At 60.9% G+C, this 24,849-nt stretch carries 22 protein-coding genes and 1 pseudogene; 7 read left to right on the top strand and 16 right to left on the bottom strand.

The window, feature by feature from the left end; all coding sequences use genetic code 11:
* Position 1 precedes the first annotated feature (1 nt).
* The 4 genes from cyoB to hmpA all read right to left on the bottom strand — a co-directional run bounded on the left by cyoB (position 2) and on the right by hmpA (position 5,595).
* A complete protein-coding gene (gene cyoB / locus HCF10_RS25585) occupies positions 2–2,020 on the bottom strand; it encodes a cytochrome o ubiquinol oxidase subunit I (RefSeq protein ID WP_167656676.1) in 2,019 nt (672 codons plus the stop codon).
* A gap of 3 nt (positions 2,021–2,023) precedes the next feature.
* Positions 2,024–2,965 carry a ubiquinol oxidase subunit II gene (cyoA, locus tag HCF10_RS25590; protein WP_027607622.1) on the bottom strand — a complete coding sequence of 314 codons (942 nt, stop codon included), beginning with the start codon at positions 2,963–2,965 and terminating at the stop codon, positions 2,024–2,026.
* Between the two features lie 791 nt (positions 2,966–3,756).
* The gene (locus HCF10_RS25595; protein ID WP_131700270.1) at positions 3,757–4,263 is read right to left on the bottom strand and encodes a disulfide bond formation protein B; all 507 of its coding nucleotides are present in this window, start codon (positions 4,261–4,263) and stop codon (positions 3,757–3,759) included.
* A gap of 150 nt (positions 4,264–4,413) precedes the next feature.
* Positions 4,414–5,595, bottom strand: coding sequence for an NO-inducible flavohemoprotein (gene hmpA, locus HCF10_RS25600; RefSeq protein WP_145338500.1), 1,182 nt, complete (start codon positions 5,593–5,595; stop codon positions 4,414–4,416).
* Positions 5,596–5,742: 147 nt separating this feature from the next.
* Here hmpA and norR point away from each other — a divergent pair, with 147 nt between their 5' ends.
* On the top strand, positions 5,743–7,287 hold the full coding sequence (gene norR, locus HCF10_RS25605) for a nitric oxide reductase transcriptional regulator NorR (RefSeq protein ID WP_167656677.1): 1,545 nt from the start codon (positions 5,743–5,745) through the stop codon (positions 7,285–7,287).
* 64 nt (positions 7,288–7,351) lie between these two features.
* Here the strand turns inward: norR and HCF10_RS25610 are convergent, their stop codons facing one another.
* Complete coding sequence (locus tag HCF10_RS25610) at positions 7,352–8,263, bottom strand: DMT family transporter (RefSeq protein ID WP_065925991.1); 912 nt, start codon at positions 8,261–8,263, stop codon at positions 7,352–7,354.
* A 136-nt stretch (positions 8,264–8,399) separates the two neighbouring features.
* Between HCF10_RS25610 and HCF10_RS25615 the strand changes: the two genes are divergently transcribed.
* Positions 8,400–9,272: a helix-turn-helix domain-containing protein gene (locus tag HCF10_RS25615; RefSeq protein WP_167656678.1), complete on the top strand. Its 873-nt coding sequence runs from the start codon at positions 8,400–8,402 to the stop codon at positions 9,270–9,272.
* On the opposite strand, the gene HCF10_RS25620 is transcribed toward HCF10_RS25615, so the two are convergent.
* The 9 genes and pseudogenes from HCF10_RS25620 to HCF10_RS25655 form a co-directional block, all read right to left on the bottom strand.
* A complete protein-coding gene (locus HCF10_RS25620; RefSeq protein ID WP_131700265.1) occupies positions 9,269–11,770 on the bottom strand; it encodes a LuxR C-terminal-related transcriptional regulator in 2,502 nt (833 codons plus the stop codon). The two genes, HCF10_RS25615 and HCF10_RS25620, sit on opposite strands and share 4 nt — an antisense overlap.
* A gap of 181 nt (positions 11,771–11,951) precedes the next feature.
* The gene (locus HCF10_RS25625) at positions 11,952–13,310 is read right to left on the bottom strand and encodes a DUF1329 domain-containing protein (RefSeq protein WP_131700264.1); all 1,359 of its coding nucleotides are present in this window, start codon (positions 13,308–13,310) and stop codon (positions 11,952–11,954) included.
* A gap of 26 nt (positions 13,311–13,336) precedes the next feature.
* Positions 13,337–15,118: a DUF1302 domain-containing protein gene (locus tag HCF10_RS25630; protein ID WP_145338504.1), complete on the bottom strand. Its 1,782-nt coding sequence runs from the start codon at positions 15,116–15,118 to the stop codon at positions 13,337–13,339.
* Positions 15,119–15,600: 482 nt separating this feature from the next.
* Positions 15,601–16,512 (bottom strand): SDR family oxidoreductase, encoded by a 912-nt coding sequence (locus tag HCF10_RS25635; RefSeq protein ID WP_131700262.1) that lies wholly within the window; start codon positions 16,510–16,512, stop codon positions 15,601–15,603.
* Positions 16,513–16,607: 95 nt separating this feature from the next.
* Positions 16,608–16,721: pseudogene (locus HCF10_RS31560) on the bottom strand (outer membrane lipoprotein carrier protein LolA); the annotation flags it as partial.
* Positions 16,722–16,749: 28 nt separating this feature from the next.
* Positions 16,750–17,652, bottom strand: a complete 903-nt coding sequence (locus HCF10_RS25640) for an alpha/beta fold hydrolase (protein WP_131700261.1) — start codon at positions 17,650–17,652, stop codon at positions 16,750–16,752.
* Complete coding sequence (locus tag HCF10_RS25645; RefSeq protein WP_167656679.1) at positions 17,652–18,434, bottom strand: class II aldolase/adducin family protein; 783 nt, start codon at positions 18,432–18,434, stop codon at positions 17,652–17,654. The genes HCF10_RS25640 and HCF10_RS25645 overlap by 1 nt, the downstream gene beginning before the upstream one ends.
* Positions 18,435–18,587: 153 nt before the next feature.
* Positions 18,588–19,274: an LrgB family protein gene (locus HCF10_RS25650; protein WP_131700259.1), complete on the bottom strand. Its 687-nt coding sequence runs from the start codon at positions 19,272–19,274 to the stop codon at positions 18,588–18,590.
* Complete coding sequence (locus HCF10_RS25655) at positions 19,264–19,650, bottom strand: CidA/LrgA family protein (RefSeq protein ID WP_167656680.1); 387 nt, start codon at positions 19,648–19,650, stop codon at positions 19,264–19,266. Before HCF10_RS25655 ends, HCF10_RS25650 begins: the two co-directional genes overlap by 11 nt.
* Before the next feature lie 98 nt (positions 19,651–19,748).
* On the opposite strand from HCF10_RS25655, the gene HCF10_RS25660 reads away from it, so the two are divergent.
* Complete coding sequence (locus tag HCF10_RS25660) at positions 19,749–20,645, top strand: LysR family transcriptional regulator (RefSeq protein ID WP_131700257.1); 897 nt, start codon at positions 19,749–19,751, stop codon at positions 20,643–20,645.
* Here the strand turns inward: HCF10_RS25660 and HCF10_RS25665 are convergent.
* Positions 20,626–21,081, bottom strand: coding sequence for a flavodoxin (locus HCF10_RS25665; protein WP_131700256.1), 456 nt, complete (start codon positions 21,079–21,081; stop codon positions 20,626–20,628). The genes HCF10_RS25660 and HCF10_RS25665 overlap by 20 nt on opposite strands.
* A 129-nt stretch (positions 21,082–21,210) precedes the next feature.
* Between HCF10_RS25665 and HCF10_RS25670 the strand changes: the two genes are divergently transcribed.
* Positions 21,211–21,678 carry a PAS domain-containing protein gene (locus HCF10_RS25670; RefSeq protein ID WP_131700255.1) on the top strand — a complete coding sequence of 156 codons (468 nt, stop codon included), beginning with the start codon at positions 21,211–21,213 and terminating at the stop codon, positions 21,676–21,678.
* A 59-nt stretch (positions 21,679–21,737) separates the two neighbouring features.
* Positions 21,738–22,343, top strand: a complete 606-nt coding sequence (locus HCF10_RS25675; RefSeq protein ID WP_131700254.1) for a hypothetical protein — start codon at positions 21,738–21,740, stop codon at positions 22,341–22,343.
* 2 nt (positions 22,344–22,345) lie between these two features.
* Here HCF10_RS25675 and HCF10_RS25680 read toward each other — a convergent pair whose 3' ends face one another.
* Positions 22,346–23,305 (bottom strand): MerR family transcriptional regulator, encoded by a 960-nt coding sequence (locus HCF10_RS25680; protein ID WP_167656681.1) that lies wholly within the window; start codon positions 23,303–23,305, stop codon positions 22,346–22,348.
* Between the two features lie 215 nt (positions 23,306–23,520).
* Here HCF10_RS25680 and HCF10_RS25685 point away from each other — a divergent pair, with 215 nt between their 5' ends.
* Positions 23,521–24,081: an antibiotic biosynthesis monooxygenase gene (locus tag HCF10_RS25685; protein WP_065939011.1), complete on the top strand. Its 561-nt coding sequence runs from the start codon at positions 23,521–23,523 to the stop codon at positions 24,079–24,081.
* 57 nt (positions 24,082–24,138) lie between these two features.
* Positions 24,139–24,849: a dihydromonapterin reductase gene (gene folM, locus HCF10_RS25690; protein WP_131700251.1), complete on the top strand. Its 711-nt coding sequence runs from the start codon at positions 24,139–24,141 to the stop codon at positions 24,847–24,849.

Genomic DNA, 24,849 nt, shown 5'->3' on the forward strand with positions numbered 1-24,849 from the left:
TTTAAGCCTGTTCCAACGAGGTTTCTACACGGTTGGCCGGGATTTTCTTCTCGGCGACCAGGCGAGCGTGCTGCTCGGCTTCGATGCGCTCGATCGTTTCGACCGGCACCATGTAGCCTTGATCATCACGTGCTGCGTGGACAATGAAGTAGCCGATGGTGCCCACCAGGCTCACGATTGCCAGCCACCAGATGTGCCAGATCATCGCGAAACCGAACACGGTCAACAGCGCACCCATCACCACGCCAGTGGCGGTGTTGCTTGGCATGTGGATCGGTTCGTAGTGCTTAGGTTGCTGGTACGCAGTACCGTCTTCCTTGGCTTCGGTGAACGCATCGATGGTGTTCGCAGTCGGGATCACCGCGAAGTTGTAGAACGGTGGTGGCGACGAGGTCGACCATTCCAGGGTGTGGCCATTCCATGGGTCGCCGGATTCGCAAGCGTTCTGCTTACGGTCACGGATGCTCACGTACAGCTGGATCAACTGGCAGGCGATGCCCACAGCGATCATGATTGCACCGAACATGGCGACGTACAGGTACGGTACCCACTCAGGGTTGGTGGTGGCGTTCAGACGACGGGTCATGCCCATGAAGCCCAGTGCATAGAGCGGCATGAACGCGACGAAGAAGCCCGAGATCCAGAACCAGAATGCAGCCTTGCCCCAGCCTTCGTGCAGCTTGAAGCCGAACGCTTTCGGGAAGTAGAAGCTGAAACCAGCGATGTAGCCGAATACAGCACCACCGATGATCACGTTGTGGAAGTGAGCGATCACGAACAGGCTGTTGTGCAGCACGAAGTCAGCGCCCGGGATGGCCAGCAGTACGCCGGTCATGCCGCCGATGGCGAAGGTCACCATGAAGCCCAGGGTCCACAGGACCTGGCTGGTCATGCGCAGACGACCGTGGTAGATGGTGAACAGCCAGTTGAATAGCTTCACCCCCGTCGGGATGGAAATCAGCATCGTCGCCAGGCCGAAGAAGGCGTTGACGCTGGCCCCCGAACCCATGGTGAAGAAGTGGTGCAGCCACACCATGAAGCCCAGTACAGAGATTGCGCCCGATGCGTAAACCATCGAGTGGTGACCGAACAGGCGCTTGCCGGTAAAGGTCGAGATCACTTCGGAGAAGATACCGAACGCCGGCAGGATCAGGATGTACACCTCAGGGTGACCCCATGCCCAGAACAGGTTCACGTACATCATTGGATTGCCACCAAGTTCATTGGTGAAAATGTGGAAATCCAGGTAACGGTCAAGCGACAGCAGCGCCATGGTAGCGGCCAGGATCGGGAACGAAGCCACGATCAGCACGTTTGCCCAGGTGCAGGTCCAGGTGAAGATCGGCATGTCCATCAGTTTCATGCCAGGGGCGCGCATTTTCAGGACGGTGGCCAGGAAGTTGACCCCCGTCAGCGTCGTCCCGAGTCCTGATAACTGTAGCGCCCAGATGTAGTAGTCCACACCCACGCCAGGGCTGTATTGCAAGCCAGACAGTGGCGGATACGCAACCCAACCGGTCTTGGCGAACTCGCCGACGCCCAGGGACACGTTGATCAGCACCACGCCGGAAACCAGCAGCCAGAAGCTCAGGGAGTTCAGGAACGGGTAGGCAACGTCACGCGCACCGATCTGCAGCGGCACCGCAAGGTTCATCAGGCCGGTGAAGAAAGGCATCGCCATGAAGATGATCATGATCACACCGTGGGCGGTGAAGATCTGGTCATAGTGTTCAGGCGGCAGGTAGCCAGGCGAACCTTCGGTGGCCATGGCCAACTGGGTACGCATCATGATGGCGTCGGCAAAACCGCGCAGCAGCATGACCATGGCAACGATGATGTACATCACGCCGATTTTCTTGTGGTCGACCGACGTCAACCACTCGGTCCACAGGTAGGTCCACTTCTTGAAATAAGTGATTGCTGCAAACAGTGCCAGACCACCCAGCGCGATCATGGCGATGGTAATCATCACAATCGGCTCGTGGAACGGGACCGCATCCCAACTTAATTTACCAAACATCGTTTACTCCTCTGCCCCAGCAGTTGAATGCGAGCCCGTGTCAGAACCTTCAACCGCGGCCACTTCTTTCTTCTCGTGCTTGACCGGCTTGCCTGGTTTCATACCTTCGTACTTGTCGACGATTTTCTGAAACAGGTTCGGCTCATACGCGGAGTACAGGGCGACTGGGTTGTTCTGGCTTGGTTTGGTCAGGGCATCGTATTCAGCTTGATCAAGCTGTTTAGGTGCGGCCTTGACTTCGGCTACCCAGGCGTTGAAATCTTCCTGGCTCGTCGAGATCGCTTTGAATTTCATGCCGGTGAAGCCAGCGCCGCTGTAGTTCGCGGAGATGCCTTCCATTTCAGCTTTTTCGTTGGCGATCAGGTGCAGGCGTGTCTGCATGCCGGCCATCGCGTAGATCTGACCGCCCAGGGCTGGGATGAAGAACGAGTTCATCACGGCGTCGGAGGTGATCCGGAAGTTAAGCGGGGTGTTTTCCGGGAAACGGATCTGGTTAACCGTGGCGATACCCAGGTCCGGGTAGATGAACAGCCACTTCCAGTCCAGCGCGACCACTTCGATGTTGATCGGCTTGACGTCGGACTCCAGCGGACGGTACGGGTCCAGCTCGTGGGTCGACTTATAGGTGATGTAACCCAGGGCGATGATGATGAGGATCGGAACCAGCCACACCGCGATTTCAATCTTGGTGGAGTGCGACCACTTCGGCGCGTAGGTCGCGCTGGTGTTCGACGCGCGGTATTTCCAGGCGAAGGCGAAGGTCATGATGATCACAGGCACCACGACCAACAGCATCAGCAGGGTGGCAGTGATGATCAGGTTTCGTTGATCCAGACCGATCTGTCCTTTCGGGTCCATCAAGGTCCACTTGCAGCCTCCCAGCATTAACATCATGCCAAGCAGCGGCAAAAAGCCTAGTAATCGGGGGTACCTGTTTTTACTCATCTCACGACCTCTAAAGCAGCTTGCGCAATGCAGTTGGGTTTTGATCGCCAACACTTCACCCTGCCAAGGGTTGGCATTTCTCTTCGATTGAATAAGAGCCTGCCCGTCACGTCATATAGGTACGCTTCACGAGCCTGCGGTGAGTTCTTATTCGATTTCGTGGTTAAAGGCCTTGTTACAGACCAATTCCCTTTGGTGCGGATAGTTGAAAGGCTGCCGGAACCTTGGGGTCGCACAGAGCCGTCCATCTGCCCCTCGACCGCTCCAGTGCTCAAAGATTGAGCAGCACCGGACATTCAGTGCGGGCGATTGTAGTTAGCTGGCGATGTATAAACCATGTCTTATAAAGAAATAATTTTTATCGATTACAGCAATAATCCTTCACCAATATTGCAAAGGTTCGCGATCTTATCGCGTTCGATTCCCAACAAAAACCACAAAAATTGCCGTGTTATAGGGCAATCCGTCACGGCCCTTACACCCCGTAAGGGCCTGCAAAACCTAACCAACCCCCCAGAAAACAAGGCATTCGGACATCACTCAAAGCCTTGTACGGCGTGAGGTACGCGCCGTCACCCAAACCACGAACTGACAGCACATCTTGGAGGTTTCTTGCAAATTTAAGCGCTGGTTTGGCAGGTCAGAAACGTCCTGCGGCGGCTTCCGTGTGACAACATGTCGCACATTGCGCGCACCCAAAATTGTCCGGCGTCACGTTCTGTTCACAAAACCCTACATGCAAAACGCCCCGGCCTTCCTTGAAGAAGGACCGGGGCGTTTTGCTGATGGATTCAGGCCTTGCGCTGGCGATTACGATAGATACCCAGGGGCACCAGGATGACCGTCAGCACGAACGCCACCAGCGCCCATTGCGCCAGGGACAAGCCGAGTACCGGCGGGTATGGGGTGCTGCAGAAACCGTCGACCTGGAAGCCCAGCGGGAAGACCTTGGCCAGGGGCAGGTCGTCGACGATAGGTTGCAGCACATCGATGCCGCAGCTGACCTGCGGGAAGAACTGGGTGTACACATGGTGGCCGGCTGCGGCCACCCCACCGAGGGCGCTGAGTACCACCAGGCCTTCGAACAGCGTGATAGCACCTTTGCTGCGCATGGCCGCGCCAATGAACGCAAAGATCGCAATCAGCAGCAAAGCGTAGCGCTGCAGGATGCACAACGGGCACGGCGCCTCGCCCAACACCACCTGCATGTACAACGCACCACCGATCAGTGCCAGGCAGATGATGCCCAGCAACACCAGAAAGCGCCGCTCCCTGCCTAAACGCAATTCGTCACTCATCCCCGTATCCCTTTGTTTGGTTGTGCCAATGGCCGCAAGTTTACACACAGAGAGTGGTTTAAACAGAGAGGGGTTAACAGGGGATTAATCGGGAAGAACAGAGATCCAAATGTGGGAGGGGGCAAGCCCACTCCCACATTTTTGACCGTGTTACTCCAACGCCGCAGCCGGGCCGAAGAATTCGTAGCGGCTTTGTTTTTCCGGTACACCGAGGGCCTTGAGGTGGCGCTTGATCGCCGCCATGAAACCTTTAGGGCCGAGGAAGTACGCGTCCAGGTCACGTTGCTCCGGCAACCACGCCGCCAGTTGCTCCTGGCTCAGCAGGCCGACTGTATCCGCCGCCGGGCTCACGCCGTCGTCCTCGGCATAGCAATAGAAGCGCTTGAGCTGCGGGTGCTTGGCCGCCAGTGCATCCACCCAATCACGGAACGCATGCACCCCGCCATTGCGCGCGCAGTGGATAAAGTGCACCGGACGCTCGGTGGCCAGTGCCGCTTCCAGCATCGGCAAGGTTGGGGTGATCCCTACCCCGCCGCTGATCAGCACCAGCGGTTTATCGCTGGCCGCCAGAGTGAACTCGCCCGACGGCGGAAACAGGTCAATCGTCGCACCGACCTGCAACTGGTCATGCAGGTAGTTGGAAACCCGCCCGCCGGCCTCGCGCTTGACGCTGATGCGGTACTGACCCGCATCACTCAACGCCGACAATGAATAGTTGCGGCGCACTTCCTCACCGTCGAGCACCAGCTTCATGCCGATGTATTGGCCCGGCGCGGCAGCGAGGATCGCCCCGTTGTCCACCGGCGCGAAATAGAAGGAGGTAATCTCGGCGCTCTCTTCCACACGCTTGACCACGGTAAACGCCCGCGCACCGCGCCAGCCGCCGGGGGCCTGGGCTTTCTCTGCGTAGATGGCTGCTTCGGCGCCGATCAGAATGTCTGCCAGTTGGCCGTACGCGGCGCCCCAGGCACTCATCACCTCAGGGGTGGCGATCTCGCTGCCCAGCACCTCGGAAATCGCCCGCAGCAGGCAAGCGCCCACAATCGGGTAATGCTCCGGCAGGATCTGCAGGGCCACGTGCTTGTTGATGATCTTCGCCACCAAGTCGCCCAGTTGGTCGAGCTGGTCGATATGCCGTGCGTACATCAATACGCCATTGGCCAGGGCGCGGGGCTGATCACCGCTGGCCTGGTGGGCCTGGTTGAACAGCGGGCGGACCTCAGGGTACTCGGAGAGCATCATGCGGTAGAAATGGGTGATCAGCGCTTCGCCGCCGCTTTCCAGCAGGGGCACGGTGGATTTGACGATGGCACGGTCTTGGGCACTAAGCATGGGAGCCTCCTGGGCTTCTTTACTGATTACCCTTAGCTACTCAGTATTCATGCCAACTAATAAATCCTTCCATTTCAACGATTTGAATAATATGTAGTCAGTATGACCTCCTACACTTTATAGTCATAAGGACTACAAGGAGTCATTATGACTGCACACTCGCTGCTCACCACCCTGCTGCCGCTGGTCGCCGACCTGTCACGGGAACTGCCCGAAGGCGAACGCTATCGACGCCTGCTGCAAGCCATGCGCGCCCTATTGCCGTGTGATGCGGCCGCACTGTTGCGCCTGGACGGCGAATCGCTGGTACCGCTGGCGGTGGATGGCCTGAGTGCAGACACTCTGGGCCGCCGCTTCAAGGTCAGCGAACACCCGCGCTTCGCCGTGCTGCTCAGCAGCCCCGGGCCCACACGCTTTGACAGTGACAGCGAATTGCCCGATCCCTACGACGGCCTGGTCGATGGCTTGCACGGTCATCTGCAAGTGCACGACTGCATGGGCTGCCCACTGTTCGTCGACGACCAGCCCTGGGGCCTGCTGACCCTGGATGCCCTCGATACCGAGCGCTTCGAACGCGTGGAGCTGGAAGCCTTGCAAGCCTTCGCCAGCCTCGCCGCCGCCACCGTCAACGTGGCCGAACGTATCGAACGCTTGGCGTTGCGGGCCGAAGACGAACACCAGCGCGCCGAGATCTACCGCCAGGCCAGCGGCCAGCAGCACAAGGAACTGATCGGCCAGAGTAAAACCCACAAGCGCCTGGTGGATGAAATCAAGCTGGTGGGTGGCAGCGACCTCACGGTGCTGATCACCGGCGAAACCGGGGTGGGCAAGGAACTGGTGGCCCAGGCCATTCACGCGGCGTCGTCCCGGGCAGATAAACCCTTGATCAGCCTCAACTGTGCGGCCCTGCCGGAAACCCTGGTGGAAAGCGAGTTGTTCGGCCATGTACGCGGCGCCTTTACGGGCGCGCTGAATGAACGGCGCGGCAAGTTCGAGCTGGCGAATGGCGGCACGTTGTTTCTGGATGAAGTGGGCGAGCTGTCGCTGAGCGTGCAGGCCAAGCTGCTGCGGGTGCTGCAAAGTGGCCAATTGCAGCGCCTGGGCTCGGATAAGGAACATCAGGTGGACGTGCGCCTGATCGCCGCCACCAACCGCGACCTCGCCGACGAGGTGCGCAACGGCCGCTACCGCGCCGACTTCTACCATCGCCTGAGCGTGTACCCGCTGCAAGTGCCGGCCCTGCGCGAGCGCGGGCGTGATGTGTTGCTGCTGGCCGGCTTCTTCCTGGAGCAGAACCGCTCACGCATGGGCCTGGGCAGCCTGCGCCTGACCAGCGATGCCCAAGCGGCGCTGCTGGCCTATAACTGGCCGGGCAATGTGCGGGAGCTGGAACATTTGATCGGGCGCAGTGCGCTGAAGGCACTGGGTAACTGTCGCGAGCGTCCAAAGATTCTGAGCCTGAGTGCCCAGGACCTGGACTTGCCCGATGTCAGCGCGCCGGTGATCGAAGCACCGACAGAAGCCGCCCTTGCCGTCACCGGTGACCTGCGCCAGGCCACCGAGCACTACCAGCGCCAAGTGATCAACGCCTGCCTGGAGCGCCACCAGCACAACTGGGCCGGCGCCGCCCGCGAACTGGGCCTGGACCGCGCCAACCTGGGCCGAATGGCCAAGCGCCTCGGTATGAGATAGCAAGGCCAACTCAGTCAAATGTGAGAAATGCAGGAAATATGGGAGGGGCTTGCCCCCTCCCACACTAGACCTGCTTTGCCTGAAGGATCGGATTCACCGGCTGAGCCACCTTAGGCTTACGAAACACCAACACATTCCCCAGCATCACCAGCACCAACCCCGCCAACGCCGGCGCGGTCCACTGGTAGCCTTCGGCAAACGCCGACACATTCAGCGCCACCACCGGGAACAGCACCGTGCAATACGCCGCACGCTCCGGCCCCATGCGCCCTACCAACGTCAGGTAAGCGGTAAACCCAATCACCGACCCCGGAATAACCAGGTACCACAGCGCACCGATGTACCGTGCGCTCCAGTCCATCTCAAACGGAATGCCCCGCACCACGCAGTAGGTCGCCAGCATCAAGGATCCATACAACATGCCCCAGGCATTGGTGGTCAGCGGCCTCAGGCCAGCCTTCTGCTGCAGACTCGACAGCATATTGCCCGCCGAGAAACACATCGTCCCCAGCAACGCCAACCCCAACCCCAGCAAGGTCTGCGGGCTGGCGGTGTGCCCCACCAGTTCCGGCCAGAACAGCAAGCCCAAGCCCGCCAACCCGAGGCCGCCGCCCATCAACACCGTGCGCGCCACCCGCTGGCCGAAAAACACTCGGGCGTTCAGCGCGTTCCACAGCGTGGCAGTGGAAAACACCACCGCCACCAGGCCGCTGGGGATCCACTGGCTGGCCGTGAGAAAGCACATGAAGTTGACGCAAAACAGGCACAACCCCTGGGCCAGGCAGATGAGGTGCCCGCGCCGGTTCATCACCTGCAACTTGCGACTGACCAGCAGCAACGCAAACAACACCAGGGCCGCCAGGCCGAAGCGGTAGACGATGGACACGGGAATCGCCACCACGCCCAGCTGCCATTTGAGGGCGATCCAGGTGGTGCCCCAGATCAGCACGGTGAGTAAATACAGGGAAAGGTTCATAGCGGGCTCCATCGATTGAGCCACAGTGTCGCCTTCACCCCGGGCAAGGCTCTTGCACAATCTTGCGCTTTTGTCGGGCGATGGGATCACAGCGTCCGTATCGCGGAGTAGGATGCAAGGCGTCGGAGAACACACCATGTCAGACCTGGAATCCCTGCAAGTCTTCCAAGCCCTTAACCGCTCGCCCAACGCACGCCTGGAAGCCTGCGCCGAGCTCGGTGACGGCTTGTCCGCGGCCTTGTGGAGCAACCATCATGATTCCCAGGACTACCAGGCGCCCAGCCATCACACCTTGTCCTGCTATGTCGGTGGCGGCACCGGCACGTTTCGGCGGGACCAACCGGGCACCAAGGGTGGACCGGACAAGCTGTGCATCCTGCCTGCCGAGCACCAATCGGCCTGGGTGATCAACGGTGAAATCCGCCTGGCCCACGTGTATTTCAGCCCGCAACAATTTGCCCTGGGCTGCGTTACCCTGCTTGACCGCGAACCGCGCACGCTGGAACTGCGGGAAAGTACCTTCCTGGAAGACCAGCGCCTGGCCCGACGCTTCCACCAGTTGATCGCCCTCAACTGGCACGAGCCCGCCGAACGCCTGCTCACCAGCAGCCTCGCCCATGAAATGCTCAGCCACACCCTGCTCAGCCAGGTGGGCGCCCGCGAAGGCCTGCGTTTAAAAGGCGGGCTCGCCGCCTACCAACGACGGTTGCTGGTGGACTACATCGACCAGCACCTGGAAGACCCCATCAGCCTTGGGCAACTGGCTGGGTTATGTACGTTGTCGGAGTACCATTTCGCACGGATGTTTCGCCAGAGTTTCGGCCTGCCGCCCCATCAGTACCTGCTGGCGCGCCGGCTGACCCGCGCGCAAAACCTGCTGCGTGGCGGCGCCCTGCCGTTGGGCGAGATTGCCTTGCTGTGCGGTTTTTCCAGCGCCAGCCACTTTACCCATCGCTTCCGCCAGGCCATGGGCGCCACGCCCGGCGAATACCGTCAGGCGTTCATCTAAACCATCAAGCCCAAGGTCTTGGCCTTGGCCACCGCCTGGGTGCGCCGCTCTACACCGAGTTTGCTGTGAATGCGCCGCGCGTGGGTCTTGACGGTGTGCAGGGAGATAAACAGGCGGTCGGCGATCTCGAGGTTGGAACTGCCCAGGGCGATCAGTTGCAGCACTTCCAGTTCGCGCTGGCTCAAGGGGTTTTCCACCGTTCCGGGGGTTGATGCCTGAGGCTCCAGGCCCAGCTCACTCAGCAATCCCGGCGCACGCAAACGCAGTTCGCGAATCGCTTGTTGAACCTGGCAACGCCCGGCCAGTTCCAGGCCGGCTTGCAGCGAGCGGCGCGCCGAGGCCGGATCCCCCAGCTGCCAGGCGACTTCGCCCAGCACCAGGTGCAGTTCGATTTCCAGGCAAAGCATGCCGCGCTGATGGGTGGCTTGCAGCAAGGCGTTGAGCCGTTCCACCGGTTGATCGGCGCAGCCCAGTTTCACCTCCGCCAGCACCAACAGGTATTCAAGACGCGGGATCAGTTCCAGGGTGGCCGGCGGTGCTTGCTTGGCCTGCGGCCCACGAAAGTGACGCAGCACGCGGCGCACCGCTTCCACGGTCAATTCGGCGCGCCCCTGCTGCAACCAGAAGTGCCCGCTGACCAACAGCAGCACCGCGCGGTACACCGTGTCCGGAACCTGGCGTTGCTGCATCAGCCGCTCGGCCTCACGCAACTGGATAAAGGCCTGGGCGTAATCGCCACGGTTGGCAGCCAACAGCGCCAGGCCGAGAAAGCCGTAGAGCACGCGCTTGTCCTGGCTGTGCAGGCACATCTTCAAGCCCGTGTCGAAACACTCGGCCGCCAGGCTGTCCTGGCCTTGGCGCAAGGCCAGGTGCCCGCGTCGCAAGGCAATACGCCCCACCAAGGGACCGGCCTTGAGCCGCTGTTCAAGCAATATGGCTTGTACATTTTCCAGCAGGCTCTGAGCCCTGTACGGTGCACCGCGCTGTTCCAGCAATTGAGCGTGATCCAGCTCAAGCAGCGCCTCCAACAGTAACGAACCATGGGCGCGCGCCAGGCACAGCGCTTCACGGTTCAGGCCTTGGGCCACGTCCAGTTCGCCGCGCAACAAGGCTTGCTGGGTCAGGCCCGACAGGCACATCAGCCGCGAGGTCCACGCGCTGTCGGGCAAGGCTTGCAGCGCCTCAAGAAAATGCAGGCGCGAGCCCTCGGCATCGCCGCCCAGGTGCAGCAACCAGCCCCATTGCGCCTGCCAGCGCGCCAATAAATACCGCTGTTGCGCCGCCGTCGGTTGCGGGGCAAACCGGGCCAGTTGATCGATGCACACCGCCGCCTGTTCGAAGCGCCCGGCAAACAGCAACGCCGCCGTCACCAGCCCCACCAGTTGCGCCGAGCCGAGCATCAATTCATCGCCATGCTGCTCATGCAGGTGCAACAGCAAGACGGCATTCTGCTGGCGGAACAGGTCCTCGAAGCTGAAGTGCTGCAACAGGCTCACCGCCATTTCATATTCTTCGGCCAGCAGCGCCTGTTCGAAGGCGGCCTGCCAGTCCTGTTCGGCGCAGAACCATTGGCAGGCGCGCCGATGCCAGGAGCGTTTGGCCGGCCAGGGCTCGTCCTGCATCAGGCGCGCCAGGGGCGGAAAAACCTGCAGCCAGCCGGTGTCTTCCCACGGTTGGATAAAGGCGCCGAGCACCTGCAAATCCCTCAGGTACTGGTCACCGTCACCCGCGCCGAACAAGTGCTCGCACAGGCCGGTGTTGAAGCGCGGCAGATGCGCCAGTACGCGCCAGGCCTCCGCCAGTTCCGGCGGCAGTGTGCTGAACAGCTCGTGTTGCAGGTAGTCGAGCAAGGTCTTGTCGGGGTGCCCATCGCCCAGCAGCGCGATGCGCACACCCGCGCACCAGCCGGCGCTGAACTGCAGCACGCTGTCGACCGAATGCGCGGGCGCATGGCTGAGCAGTTGCTGGATTTCCGCAGGGTTGAAGGCCAGTTCTGCGCCACATTCGAGCAACTCATCGTCGAGCAGCAGGCGCGGCCAGTTGCACGCCGGTCGCCGCCGCGCGCCCAGCCACCAAGTCAGGGCCGGGCTACTGGCGGTGAGCAGACGGTCGAGCAAGGCGTCGGTGTCGGGCGTTGGCAAGCGGCAAAAATCATCGAGGAACAGCCATGCCGAGGCCTGCCAGCGGCTGAGGTCGAGCAGCAAGGTGGTTTCATCGGTAAACGTCAGGCCCAGGTTTTGCGCGAGCCGCAGGCACAGGTCGAGGGGGCTGAGGGTCGCGCCATTGAGCGGCAACCAGTACACCTGGCAACCCGCAGGCGCCTGCAATGCACATTCGGCGAGCAGCGCGCTCTTGCCACTGCCGCCGGGGGCGCAGAGTAATTTGACCCTGGCCGGGGCCGTCAGCAAAGGCTCGGCCAGGCGGGGGCGCAGCAGATGGTGAGCGGACAGCCGGGGCATGAATCCAGGACGGTCCAGGCAGCGTGTCATGGCAGTCATTGCTGCATCCTGCTTTTTTATTGTTATGCAACCTGGTGCTTACCCTAGTCCTGTGGCGGGTGGTTGTTGAAGAAGTATTCAGCAGGGTGATTGAAGGCCATGCACAAAACCCCATGTGTAAAAAACCCACTGTGGGAGGGGGCAAGCCCCCTCCCACATTTGACTGCATTTCATATTGGGATCAGCGTACGCCTTCAGCCCTCAACGCCGCCGGGGTGTAGTCCGCTGCCTTGGCCGCAAAGCCGAACACGAAGCTGCTCTTCTCCTCGTTTTTCATGCCCAGTGCGATATAGCGCCCGGCAATGATGTCGTACAAGGTCTCGACGGTGTAGGCCGGCACCTGGTGGTCGTAGTAGAACTGCGAATGACCTTCGGCGACACGCCACAGTTGGCCACGACCGTCGTAGTGATCCACCAGCGCGACTTGCCAGCTGTCTTCGTCGATGTACATATGGCGCTTGGCGTAGATGTGCCGCTCGCTTGGCTTGACCGTGCCGATCACTTCCCACACGCGGTGCAGTTCGTAACGGGTCAGGTCCTGGTTGATGTGACCGGCCTTGATGATGTCGTCGTATTTGAGCGACGGCGAATCGAGCTTGTAGCTGTTGTAGGGGATGTACATCTCTTTCTTGCCCACCAGCTTCCAGTCATAGCGGTCGGGGGCGCCGGAGAACATGTCGAAGTTGTCGGTGGTGCGCAGGCCGTCGGACGCGGTGCCCGGGCCGTCATAGGACACTTGCGGCGCGCGGCGCACGCGGCGCTGGCCGGCGTTGTAGATCCAGGCCAGGCGCGGTTCCTTCACCTGGTCGAGGGTCTCGTGCACCAGCAGCACGTTACCCGCCAGGCGCGCCGGGGCGGTCACCGATTGCTTGAAATAGCTCAGCACGTTGGCCGCCTTAGCCTGGTCGATATCGGGAATCGCCTGAGGCACCGCCACTTCCTCCTCGAAGCGGATCGGCGTGTAGCTGCCATTGGTCTGCGGGGTGGCCTGGGTAATGATGCGGCGCAGGTTGCCGCCGTGATAACGGGTGATGTGGTTCCACAGCACCTCCACGCCATTCTTCGGAATCGGGAAGGCGTAGTAACGGTTACCAGTGAAGTTTTCCAGGCCGTTACCGTCGTTGATCGCCTTGACGTTCAGCGCGCTGCGCTTGATCGACTCGTAGATATCCGGTGGTAGGTTGACCGTACGGTGGCTCGGGTAGACCGGGATCTTGTAGGTCTCGGGGTAACGCTTGAACATCGCCACCTGGCCGTCGGAGAGTTTGTCTTTGTACTTGTCGACGGTGGCCGCGGTGATCACGAACAGCGGTTTTTCACTGGCGAACGGGTCGGCGAGGAAGCCCTTGCTGTCCACCGCGCCTGCGTTTTTCGGGATGCCACCGGTCCACGCCGGGATCGAGCCATCGGCGTTGCCAGCCTTTTCAGCGCCGACCGGGGTCAGAGTAGTGCCCAGCTTGGCCGCCTCTTCCGGCGACACCGCCGCCATCACGTGGGAGGCCAACAGGCTGAGGGCCAACACTGCAATTGTCTTACGCATGGATTCTTGTCCTTCTTTAAGCCAAATCAGAAGTTCACGCCGAAGCTGAGGGCGAGGAAGTCGCGGTCGGTCAGGGTGTTGTAGTCGCCACCAAAGAAGTCGGTGTAACTGAGGCTGGCGGTGTAGGTGCTGCGGTAGTCCGCATCCACGCCGACGCTGATAGCCTTGGCGCCTTTGTTGAAGATCCCGTTGGGCCCGTAGCCGGCCACGTCATGGGACCAGGACAGGTTGGGCTTGAGGTTCACCCCGAAAATGGCGTTGTTGTAGTCAAGGATCGCCCGAGCGCGGTAGCCCCAGGAGGTGGAGGTGACGAAACCGTCGGTGTCACCCTCGAAACCGTAAGCGCCGTAGACCGAGTCGCGGCCGTAACGCAGTTTGGATTTGTCTTCCAGGCCGGCGACGTGGACCACCGCCGCTTCGCCTACCAGGGTCAGGCGTTCAGCGCCCAGCACCTGGTCGAAGAACTGCGTCATGGTGCTCTGGATCTGGGTGATTTCCTTGCGGCGGTAGCCTTTGTTGTCGGCGCCGAAAGAAGAACGAATCGGCGATGCCGCATTACCCGCAATCGGGTTGATCAGGGCCAGGGTCAAGTCAGTGGTATTGAGCTGCACCGGTGCATTCGGGCGGTAGCTGATCTCACCGGTCCACGCCGTGCCGGTGGGCAAGGTGGTGGAGAAGCTGGCGCCGAACAGGCGGATGTCTTCCGGGTAGTCGAGGTAGTACTGGCCACGGCCGAGCATGGTGCTCTGGGCCAGGGCCGAACCGAAGCCGGCCGGGGCAGCAGCCGCGATACCACCGATGGTCGCCAGATTGGTGTTGGCGGTAATCGTGCCCACGGTCGGCGTGCGGCTGTGGTAGTTCATGAAGTACAGGCCGTACTCCGTGTCATCGCCCAGCCAGCGCAAGGCTGCACCGAATTGGCCGGAGTCCCGTGCATCGCGGTCACCGGCACGCTGCACCACCACACCTTCGCGGGTCACCACAAAGCCTTGGCCGCGAGCCGCTGCAATCGGTTGCAACGGCGCAATCGCCGGGCTACCAACCGTGTAGTTGCCGGTGCAGCCATCCGCCGCCACGTCACCGCCAAAGAACGTGCCGCAGTTATCCAGCACCGTCTGGTCCCACTCCAACTGATAGAACCCTTCCACGGTCAGTTGGTTGGTCAGGCTCTGGGACGCGAACAGCATGTTGACCGGAATCAGCCCTTCCTTGATCTCGGCACCCGGTCGACGGAACGCCGACACGTCAATCGGGTTGATGCTGTTGATGGAGTTGCCGATGAAGGTACTTTCGCCCCAACTGACCACCTGCTTACCGGCGCGCACGGTGCCCGGCAGGTCGCCCAGGGAATAGTTGTGATAGACAAACGCATCGAGGATCTGCGCACCGCTGGATTTGGCGCCTTCCTTGCGGTTGTGGTCGCTGATCTGCTTGAACTCGCGGTCTTCGTCCTTGAGTTCGAAGTCGTACCAATACTTGCCACGCACGAACACACCGGTGTCGCCGTACTTGAGTTCAAGGTCGTGCAGGCCCTTGAAGATCTTGGAAAAGGTCTCGCCCTTCTTGAAGTTGAGGCGCCCGTCATCTCCCGTGGAAGCCTGGCCTGTGCCGCCATTGACGGTGCCCACGAGTTTTTTATCGGCATCGCGCATGCCCCAGCTCGAGCCGACCGACAGCGAGGAGTCGAATTGCCCTTCGATCTCGCCAATGTTGAAAGAAACAGCCTGTGCCTGGGCACAGCAACCCAACGCAACCGCAGCGGCCAGCGCCTGTGGCGTGAAGATGGCGCGCATTATTGTTTTTGTCATGCGTCTTCCCCGGTGAGTGACAGAAGGCCCCACCCTACTGCCGCGCATCAGGAGCGATAAGCGCACCAAGGAGGGATTCGTGTTGTCGCTCGAAAGGATTACAGGCCGCTCTGGCCTGGGTCTGGGCGAGGGCATGGACCGGGTGGATGGTGGGTTATCAAGAGAATGGATGGCGACGTGGGCGACTGTTGCCATATCGGTAACAGTCCTTGTCCTGAACAGCTATTACTCATTTTGTTACAAGAGACTATTCTTGCCTGGCTTTCAGGGCAAACCGCCCGCTTCCGCTCTCGGGAGAAAAGCCGATCTTGAATAGATTGAAGTGTTTTTTCAGTCTGTTACCCGTGTTCACTGACGTTGATTTGTCGCTCCTTGATCCAACGTCTTACTTCAGCCGCTGCGTTTGCCGCGGCTTTTTTTTGCCTGAAATAAAACGGGGCGCCATCAGCGCCCCGTGGGATTCAATCTTTTTCAAGCAACGATCACAGGCTGTACTTCTGCAAGTTCGCCATCATTTCCTTTAACGCTTCGATATTGTCCTTGGGATGGGCTGCGCCTTCGAAGTCGCAGATCTGCGCCCAATGTGCCGCCACATCGTCTGGCGAGAACCCGGCCTCTGGGTCAAAGCCTACGCCCAGGCTGCGCTCCCAGCGGGTCTTGCCGATCCAGCCGCCACCCACCTCGAACAGCCCTGAAGTTTCCTGGCACGCGTCGCTGCCCAGGTACACCACCAGCGGGCTGACCAATTCCGGCTTGAGGCGCTCGAACACTTGCGGCGGGATCAGGCCTTCGGTCATGCGTGTGGCGCCGGTGGGGGCGATGGCATTGACCAGGATGTTGTTCTTGCGCCCTTCCAGGGCGAGGGTGCGGGTCAGGCCGTACAGCCCAAGCTTGGCCATGCCGTAGTTGGACTGGCCGAAGTTGCCGTAGATGCCCGAGGTGGACGCGGTGAAGATCACCCGGCCGTAGCCTTGCTCACGCAGGTGGGGCCATGCGGCGCGGGTGACTTTGTAGGCACCTTCGACATGCACCCGGTAAACCAGGTCCCAGTCGGCGTCGTCCATTTTGTGGAAGGTTTTGTCGCGCAGGATGCCGGCGTTGTTGACCACCACGTCGATGCGGCCGAAGACGTCGAGGGCGTTCTGGACGATCTTGTCACCGTCGGTGACAGAGTCATGGTTGGCCTCGGCGATACCGCCCGCCTCGCGAATCTCTGCCACGACCCGGTCGGCAGCGGACGCATTGGCGCCCTCGCCCTGGGTGGAACCGCCGAGATCGTTGACCAGTACCTTGGCCCCGTGTCTGGCGAACAGCAGCGCATGGGCCCGGCCCAATCCGCCGCCAGCACCGGTGACGATCACGACCTTATCCTGGAACTGTACTGACTCACTCATACCGAACTCCGATGGCGACAATGGGATGGGTTTGAGTGTCCGGCAAGGCGCCGCCGGTCACAATAAATACGGTTGAGGCTGAATGGTGCTCGATAAGGCTGAGGGATGATGACTCGTCTCTCTGTAGGAGCGAGCTTGCTCGCGAAAAATCCCAGAGCGCCGCGTGGTGTCAGGATTCCCACGTTATCGTTGACGATTTTCGCGAGCAAGCTCGCGCCTACAGAAAAGGATTCGGGATCAGGAATAGGCCACTTGCGAGGCCGGCCGCGCGACCCGATCACGAAACGCCTGGTAGTGCTTGAGCACCTGCACCGGTGCCTCGATCTGCGGGTAGTGGCCGATATTGGCCAGCAACACCGTGTCGGCGTGGGGCACCAATTGCTGGTAGCGCTCGACCATATGCGCGCCGGAGATCGGGTCAACTTCGCCGTCGATCACCCGCAACGGCACTTCGCCGCGCTGCATCGCGCCGACCCAGCGATCACGCAGGCGACGGCGCTGGGGGACGTAAGCGATCAGTTTGTGCAGGATGCGCGTACCGTCGTTGCCGTTGATCAGGCTCCAGAAGTCATCCAGGGCACTTTCACTGGGGCGGGTGTCGGGGCCGAATATCTGGCCGAAGCTGTCAGACAAAGCGCTGCGCCCGAAGGCACGGCCGATCATCCAGCCCAGGGGGCTGAGCAAGAGTTTTTGCACCAGGGCCAGGCGATGGGTTTCGGGGAATAACCCGCCATTGAGGAACACACAACTGGCCATCTCAAACCGGCCCTCGTAGTGCCGGGCCAGGAGTTCCTGGGCAACGCTGTCACCGTAGTCATGGGCCAACACATGCACCGGCTGCTCCACCCGCAAGTGTTCGAGCAAGGCCTGTTGCAAGTCCGCCTGTTCCAGCAGGCAATAATCGTGGTCCAGCGGCTTGGCCGAGTCACCGAAGCCGAGCATGTCGCAGGCGATCACCAGATTGCGCTGGACCAGGGGTTGCCACAGGTAATGCCAGTCCCAACTGGCCGTGGGGAAGCCATGGATCAGCAGCAGCGGTTCACCCTGCCCGGCCACCCAATAGCGAATGGTACGGCCGCGAAAGACGAAATCCTGACCACGCTTGCGCCAGGCTCTGAGCGGGATCTCGGCGAGTGGCATCAGCTGTTATACCCCGGGGCTTGCAGGTCCAATTTGCGCAGCAAGGCCGGCCAGGCCAGCGCGCCACCCATGCCTTGGGCGCTCTTGGTAACACCCGCCACCATCGCCTTGGCACCGGCAAGAATCTGCGGCCCGATGGGGATCAATTCGGCGCCGCCGTTTTGCGCCAGCACCTGGATTTCGCAGGCGCGCTGGAAGATGAACATCATCAGGAAGGTGTCGGCGATGGTACTGCCGCAGGTCAGCAGGCCATGGTTGTGCAGCATCAGGAAATTGTTATCACCGAGGTCGGCCTGCAAGCGGGCTTTTTCTTCGTGGTTCAAGGCCACGCCTTCGTAGGCGTGATAGGCCAGGCTCGACAGCACGAATAGCGATTGCTGGCTGATGGGCAACACGCCCTGCTTCTGCGCAGCGACGGCGACACCCGCGGCGGTATGGGTGTGCAGCACGCACGTCACATCGTGGCGAACTTCATGGATGGCACTGTGGATGGTGTAGCCCGCCGGATTGATTTCGTAGGGGCTGTCCATCAGTTTGTTGCCGGCCTGATCGACCTTGACCAGGCTGGACGCGGTGATCTCGTGGAACATCAGCCCATAGGGGTTGATCAGGAAATCATCGGTGCCCGGCACCTTGGCCGAGATATGGGTGAAGATCAGATCATCCCAGCCATGCAGCGCCACCAGGCGATAGCAGGCCGCGAGGTCGACGCGGATCTGCCATTCGGCAGCGCTGACCTGATCTTTGACATTCTGCGGCGATAGAACGGGGGCTAGGCTCACGGCAACGACCTCCTTGGCGCACTGTCTTATTGTTATTTTTTTGTGTGATGGGCCAGTCTAGTCAGACCTCATGCCTGCCGTAGTTGCCTTGGCAGCCAGCTTGATGACCGAGCGGGTCAGCTCAGAGAATAGTTGAATTTTGTTTAAAGCGCGTCAGAGAAGCGCCGCCAGAAAAGGCACGGCGAACAGGTTGAGCAACCCCGTCAACACCATCACCAGGCCGGCGACCGAGCCCTCTTCGCCGCCCACTTCATGAGCTCGGCTGACACCCGCACCGTGGGCCCCCACGCCAAACAACGCGCCACGAGCCAGGGGCGTACGCAGCGGCAGCCATTTGAGCAATACACCACCGAGCATGGCGCCGAACACACCGGTGAACATCACAAACACCGCCGTCAACTCCGGCACGCCACCAAGGTCGGAAGACACCGGCATGGCGAACGGTGTGGTGATCGAGCGCGGCACCAGCGACATCGTCACCGAACTGTCCAGCGCCAGTGCCTTCGCCAGGCCGAACGAGGTCGCGATCGATGCCACGCTGCCCGCCACCATGCCCAGCAGCAACGCCGGCCAGTGCCGCGCCAGCAAGCGGCGCTGCTGCCAGATCGGCACGGCAAACGCCACAGTGACCGGGCCCAACACCAGCATCAGCCAGTGGGTGTCGGTGGCGTATTCGGCATAGGCGGTGTGCATCGGCACGGCCACCGCCAACAACAGCGCAGGTACCAGGATCAGCGGCGACAGCAGGTAGCGCCCGGTGCGCCGGTAGAGCCAGCGGCTGAACACGTAGGCGCCCAGGGTCAAGGCGAGCCAGAACACCGGCATCAGTTCAAGCTTCATGGCGCAATCTCCAGCGGCACACGGCTTCCACCGTAAACGCCGTGACCAGCATCACCGCCAGCGTGCTGAAGCCGATCACCAACAGGATGCGCCAGCCGTCGTTGCGCAGCAGGCAGCCGTAATCGAGCAGGCTCATCAGGGCCGGGATGAAGAACAGCAGCATCTCGGCCATCAACACCCCGGCGCCCAATTGCAGCGCCGCCGGCTTGACCAGGCCACTGGCGAACGTTGCCAGCAGCAGGCCCAGGCCCACGACGCCACCGGGGATGGGCAAGGCCAGCCAAACCGCCAACTGGGTGCCTAGCAGATAAATCGCGAGCAGCACGACCAGTTCAGTCAGCAAACGGGCAAGGTGTTTGAAGGGAAAACGTTTCATGGGCTTTGGGTCCTCGCAGGCCTACATTTTAGAGAGCGACCTTCCATCCCCATAGCGAATTGTTAGACTGCCAACTATTCCAAACTGGAATCAAGGCAATGGAATTCAAACAGCTGCGCAGCTTTGTCGAAGTGATCCACCGAGGCGGGTTTACCCAGGCGGGGAAAACCCTGCATATCAGCCAGTCCGCCGTCAGCAAGCAGGTCGCACAATTGGAACAAAGCCTGGGCACGCCGCTGCTCGACCGTATCGGCTCGCAGATCCGCCTGACCGCTGCTGGTCAAGTCGTGCTGCAACGCGCCGAAGCCATGCTGCGCTTGCAGTCCGAATTGCTCAGCGAACTGGACGATATGCACCACCTCACCCGCGGTGAACTGCGCCTGGGCCTGCCATTGCTGGCGGGCGACACGCTGTTCGCCGGGTTGTTTGCCGAGTACCGCCGACGCTACCCGAACGTCACCATCCAGTTGCTGGAGGGCGGCAGCCGCAATATCGAGCAGGCGATTCTGAACGGTGAACTGGAAGTGGGAGGCAGCTTGAAGCCCAATGACCCGGCGTTTGCCTGGCAAGCCTTTTGCGATGAACCACTGGATGCACTGCTGCCGATTGACCACCCTCTGGCAGACAACGCCCAGGTACGCCTTGAAGAATTGGCTGACACGCCGTTCCTGATGTACCAGCGCAGTTTTGTGCTCAATGATCGTCTGATGCAGGCGTGTCAGCAGTTGGGCTTTACCCCGAAGGAAATCGGCCGCAGTGGCCAGGCAGATTTCCTCGCCGCGTTGGTGGCCGCCGGCCAAGGGGTGGTGCTGTTGCCCAGCGTGGTCGCCCGTGGGCTGGTGCGACCTGGCGTGGTGCGCCTGACGTTGAAGGCGCCCGACTACCTGCGCTGGGACATTGCCTTTATCTGGCGTGAGGGCGCCTATCTATCGAAAGCCGCCCAGGCCTGGCTGGCGTTGTTACGCGAATTCCCGGTCAAGCGCGCAGTGCAGTGACCAGCTCGGCCAGCCACGGCTCTGCGTCGGTTTCCGGAGTGACACTCTCGCTGGCGTCCAGGCGCAGCATCGGCAGCACTTCACGCACACCCAACTCGCCGAACAGCTCGCGCATTTGCTCGCCGCCGCCGCAGAAGGTATCGCCGTAGCTGGCGTCGCCCAGGCCGATCACCGCGCCGGGCAGGCCACGCCAGGCGGCGGGCAGTTGGTCGCGAAGGGTTGAATACAGGGGTTGCAGGTTGTCGGGCAATTCACCCATACCGGTGGTGGAGGTCACCGCCAGAAAGGCTTGCGGACTGAAGGCTTGTACATCCGCCAAGGTCGCGCGGGGGTTGTGCCAGGCCTCGAAGCCGGCCTTGTTGAGGATGTCGGCGGCGTGGCGGGCGACTTCTTCAGCCGTGCCGTACACCGAGCCGGAAAGGATGGCGACTTTCATCAATCTGATCCTGTAGTTGAGCGAAAGCCTGGGATATTAGCAGCTGGCGCAAATATTTCAGCGCCCGCCGTGCAAGATTCAAGGCATGTCTTAAACTGGCAACTCCAACCCAAAGCCATGGACCGCGCAATGATTAACGCCAAGCTGATGCACATGGTGATCAACGCTTCCAACGACGGCATCGTCATCGCTGAAAGAGAAGGCAAGGACAAGCCGCTGATCTACGTAAACCCCGCATTCGAACGGCTGACCGGCTACACCCTCGACGAAATCCTCTATCAGGATTGCCGCTTCCTGCAGTCAGGCGACCGCGACCAGCCGGCCCTGATAGCCATCCGCGAAGCGTTGGAGAACGACGGTGCCTGCCGGGAAATCCTGCGTAATTACCGCAAGGACGGCAGCCACTTCTGGAACGAACTGTCGCTTTCAACGGTTTATAACGCGGCGGACAAACAGACGTATTTCGTCGGTGTACAAAAGGACGTCACGCTCCAGGTCAAGGCCCAGCAGCGTGTCGCGCAGTTGGAAGGCGAACTGGCGCAGGTCAAGGCCGAACTGGCAGCGCTCAAAGCGACAAATGGATTAAACAAAATTTAGAAAGTGCAGGCATAAGAGCGGATAATGGCACTTTAATACCCCTCTATTGAGCAAGCACGATGCGACGCAATGCGCTTCTGACCCAGGATGAGCTGGATTTCATTCAGAATATGCAACACAACCCGCAACTCAACCTGCGGGATGCTTCGTCGAGCCTGACCGTCAACGGCGGTGCACAGATTCGCGACTTGCTCACCCGCCTGGCCGCCCACGACCATCTCACCATCCAGGCGCAGTTCAACAACCAGCAACTGACCTTCCCTCTGCATCTGGTGGAGGATGAGTTCAATGCAATGCATCTGCGTTTGGGCGTGCCGAGTATTTTCGAAGACGGCCCGATGATACGCCCGTGGCGCCTGGCGCTTGAAACGCCGGTGGCCCTCGAGAACATCCGGGGCAATGCCGGCGCCCTGTGGGTGCATGAGGTGTCATTCAAGGGTGTACTGGTGGAAATTCGCGGCCGGATCAAGCCGCCAAAAACCTTTTCCCTGTGGTTCAGCCCATCGGGCTACGAACGCATCGCGCTGCGCGGCGCGTTCGAGCGGGAAACGGCACGGGGCTTGTTTGCTTATCGCTTGAGCCAAAGCGACGTGGATGAAACCGAGCGCCTGCGTCAGTTCATCCTGCACCAGCACCGCCTGGCCCATCCGCACATGCATGCCTGAAATCAGGTATCCAGCCCGCCGCTGAGAAACTGTTGCAAGCGCCGCCGCATCAGGCGACCTTCATTGCCCAGGCAGCCGATGGACGTGCCGGCCAGGTCGTCCTGGGCAAGATCCGAAGCCGCACCCGCAAGAAGCAGCGGGCAATCCAGGGTCAACGCCAAGCGGTTCAAGCGCCCGGCAAGATCATGGTTATGCGAGTAATTGGAGAAGAGGATCAGGGCCTGTGGGTGAGTTTTCTCGCAGACCAGCGTCAACTCGTCAACCGGCTGCCCCATGCCCAGCACTTTCACGGCCAGGTCATCTCTGCTCATCAGGAGCGCCGCCACCAGCAACTCCAACTTACGGCACTCACCCGCCATGGCCGCCAGCAATACCCGCGGCACGGGTGAAGCGCACGCCAATTGCAGGCGCTCCAAGGCACGTACTCGCAGGAAGTTGTCGAAGAACAACCATTCGCTGGCCTGGCCGAAACGCCCCTGATGACGCAACAGCTCATTCCACAGGGGCATCAGAATGTCCTGGAACACCACGTCGAGTGGGTAGGTAGCCAGAACCTGCCCATACAAACGTTCCAGTTGACGGTCGTCGAAGTCGCTGATGACCTGCATCAACCGCGCCTGCCACTGCGGCCATTCACTTTCCTCGACGGCATCGCGCTGTGCACGAACGGCTTCGGCCTGCTGATCGTCACGAGCGAGAATCTTGCCCACTTTGCTCACGGCCACGCCGCGCTCGATCCAATCGAGAACACGATGGACTGTCTGTATATCGACCTTGGAATAGAGGCGATGCCCACTTTCAGTGCGCGTGGGCTGTATCAGCCCATAACGGCGCTCCCAGGCACGCAAGGTGACCGGGTTGACGCCTGTCAATCTCGAGACTTCACGAATCGGAAACAGCTCATCGGAAGCGGTGGAATCCAGATGCGAAACACTATCAAGCGGAGCAGTAATCACGGGCATTTTAGACCAAAAAACCAACGTTAACTGGGCGCTCATTTAACGCCTTTACACCTGTCTTTTTCAAGTTTCCCGCTTTTCGGACCAATGTCGCTGGTGTATTCGGGTAAAACAGGAATAATCCTTGCCTGCTTTTTACACGTCGCTGCAACACCCCTGCAGCGTCGTCTGTGCGCCACCTACCCGGTTCAGCGCACCCGTACATTTGGAGATACACAATGTCTACCTCTCCCGTCACCTTGATGGTTGCGCGCCGCGTGGCCAAAGGGCGCTATGAAGAACTGATGGCCTGGCTGCGCGAAGGCGAGCAATTGGCCACCGATTTCCCCGGCTATCTGGGCTCCGGCGTGCTGGCCCCACCGCCCAATGACGATGAATTCCAGATCATTTTCCGCTTCGCCGATGAGAAAACCCTGCACGCCTGGGAGTTTTCCGCCTCACGCAGTGCGTGGTTGAGCCGTGGGAGCGATTTATTCGCCGACCCGTCCGAGCACCGTGTACGGGGCATCGATGGCTGGTTTGGCGCAGCGGGCGCCCGTCCGCCACGCTGGAAGCAGGCGGTGGCGATCTGGCTGGCGTTTTTTCCGGTGTCGCTGCTGTTCAACTTCGTCCTGGGGCCGCTGCTCAGTGAACTCGAGCTGGGGCCACGTGTGCTGGTCAGCACAATGGCACTCACGCCCTTGATGGTGTACTGGTTCATTCCGCTGTCGACCCACCTGCTGGCGAACTGGCTGCACCCAGCGCCTGCCCCCCGCAAGGCCTCCGAAGCGGCGGCGTGAGTACAGGGGCGGCCCGTCGCTGGTATGATTTGCGCCTGCCAGCGACGCGAGCCTCCCATGACTGCAACGAACGCCCCGATCCTGATCACCGGCGCCGGCCAGCGCGTCGGCCTGCATTGCGCCGAACGCCTGCTGGACGAGGGCCAACCGGTGATTTTCAGCTACCGCAGCGAACGCCCTGGCGTGCAGGCCCTGCGCGAGCGTGGCGCGGTCGGTGTGTTTGCCGACTTTTCCACTGAAGCCGGGATTCTCGCGTTTATCGCTGAACTGAACACACACACACAAAGCCTGCGTGCAATCATCCACAATGCTTCGGCGTGGGTCGCAGAGGCGCCGGGCGACGAAAGCCGCGCCTTTCGCGATATGTTCAGCGTGCACATGCTTGCGCCCTACCTGATCAACCTGCATTGTTCACCCTTGCTGCAACGCTCGACACCTGCCGACATCGTGCATATCAGCGATGACGTGGTGCGCAAGGGCAGCCGCCAGCACATCGCCTACTGTGCCACCAAGGCGGGGCTCGAGAGCCTCACGCTGTCGTTTGCCGCGCAGTTCGCGCCGCTGATCAAGGTCAACGGCATCGCCCCGGCGATGGTGATGTTCAACGAAGGCGACGACGCGGCCTACCGCGTCAAGGTCTTGGCCAAATCGGCACTGGGCATCGAACCCGGGCCGGAGGTGATTTACCAGAGCGTGCGTTACCTGCTGGACAACCCCTATGTCACCGGGACCACCCTGACCGTCAACGGCGGGCGGCATATCAAGTAA

Origin of the sequence: Pseudomonas sp. B14(2022), assembly GCF_012030485.1 — a bacterium.
Taxonomy (GTDB): Bacteria; Pseudomonadota; Gammaproteobacteria; order Pseudomonadales; family Pseudomonadaceae; genus Aquipseudomonas.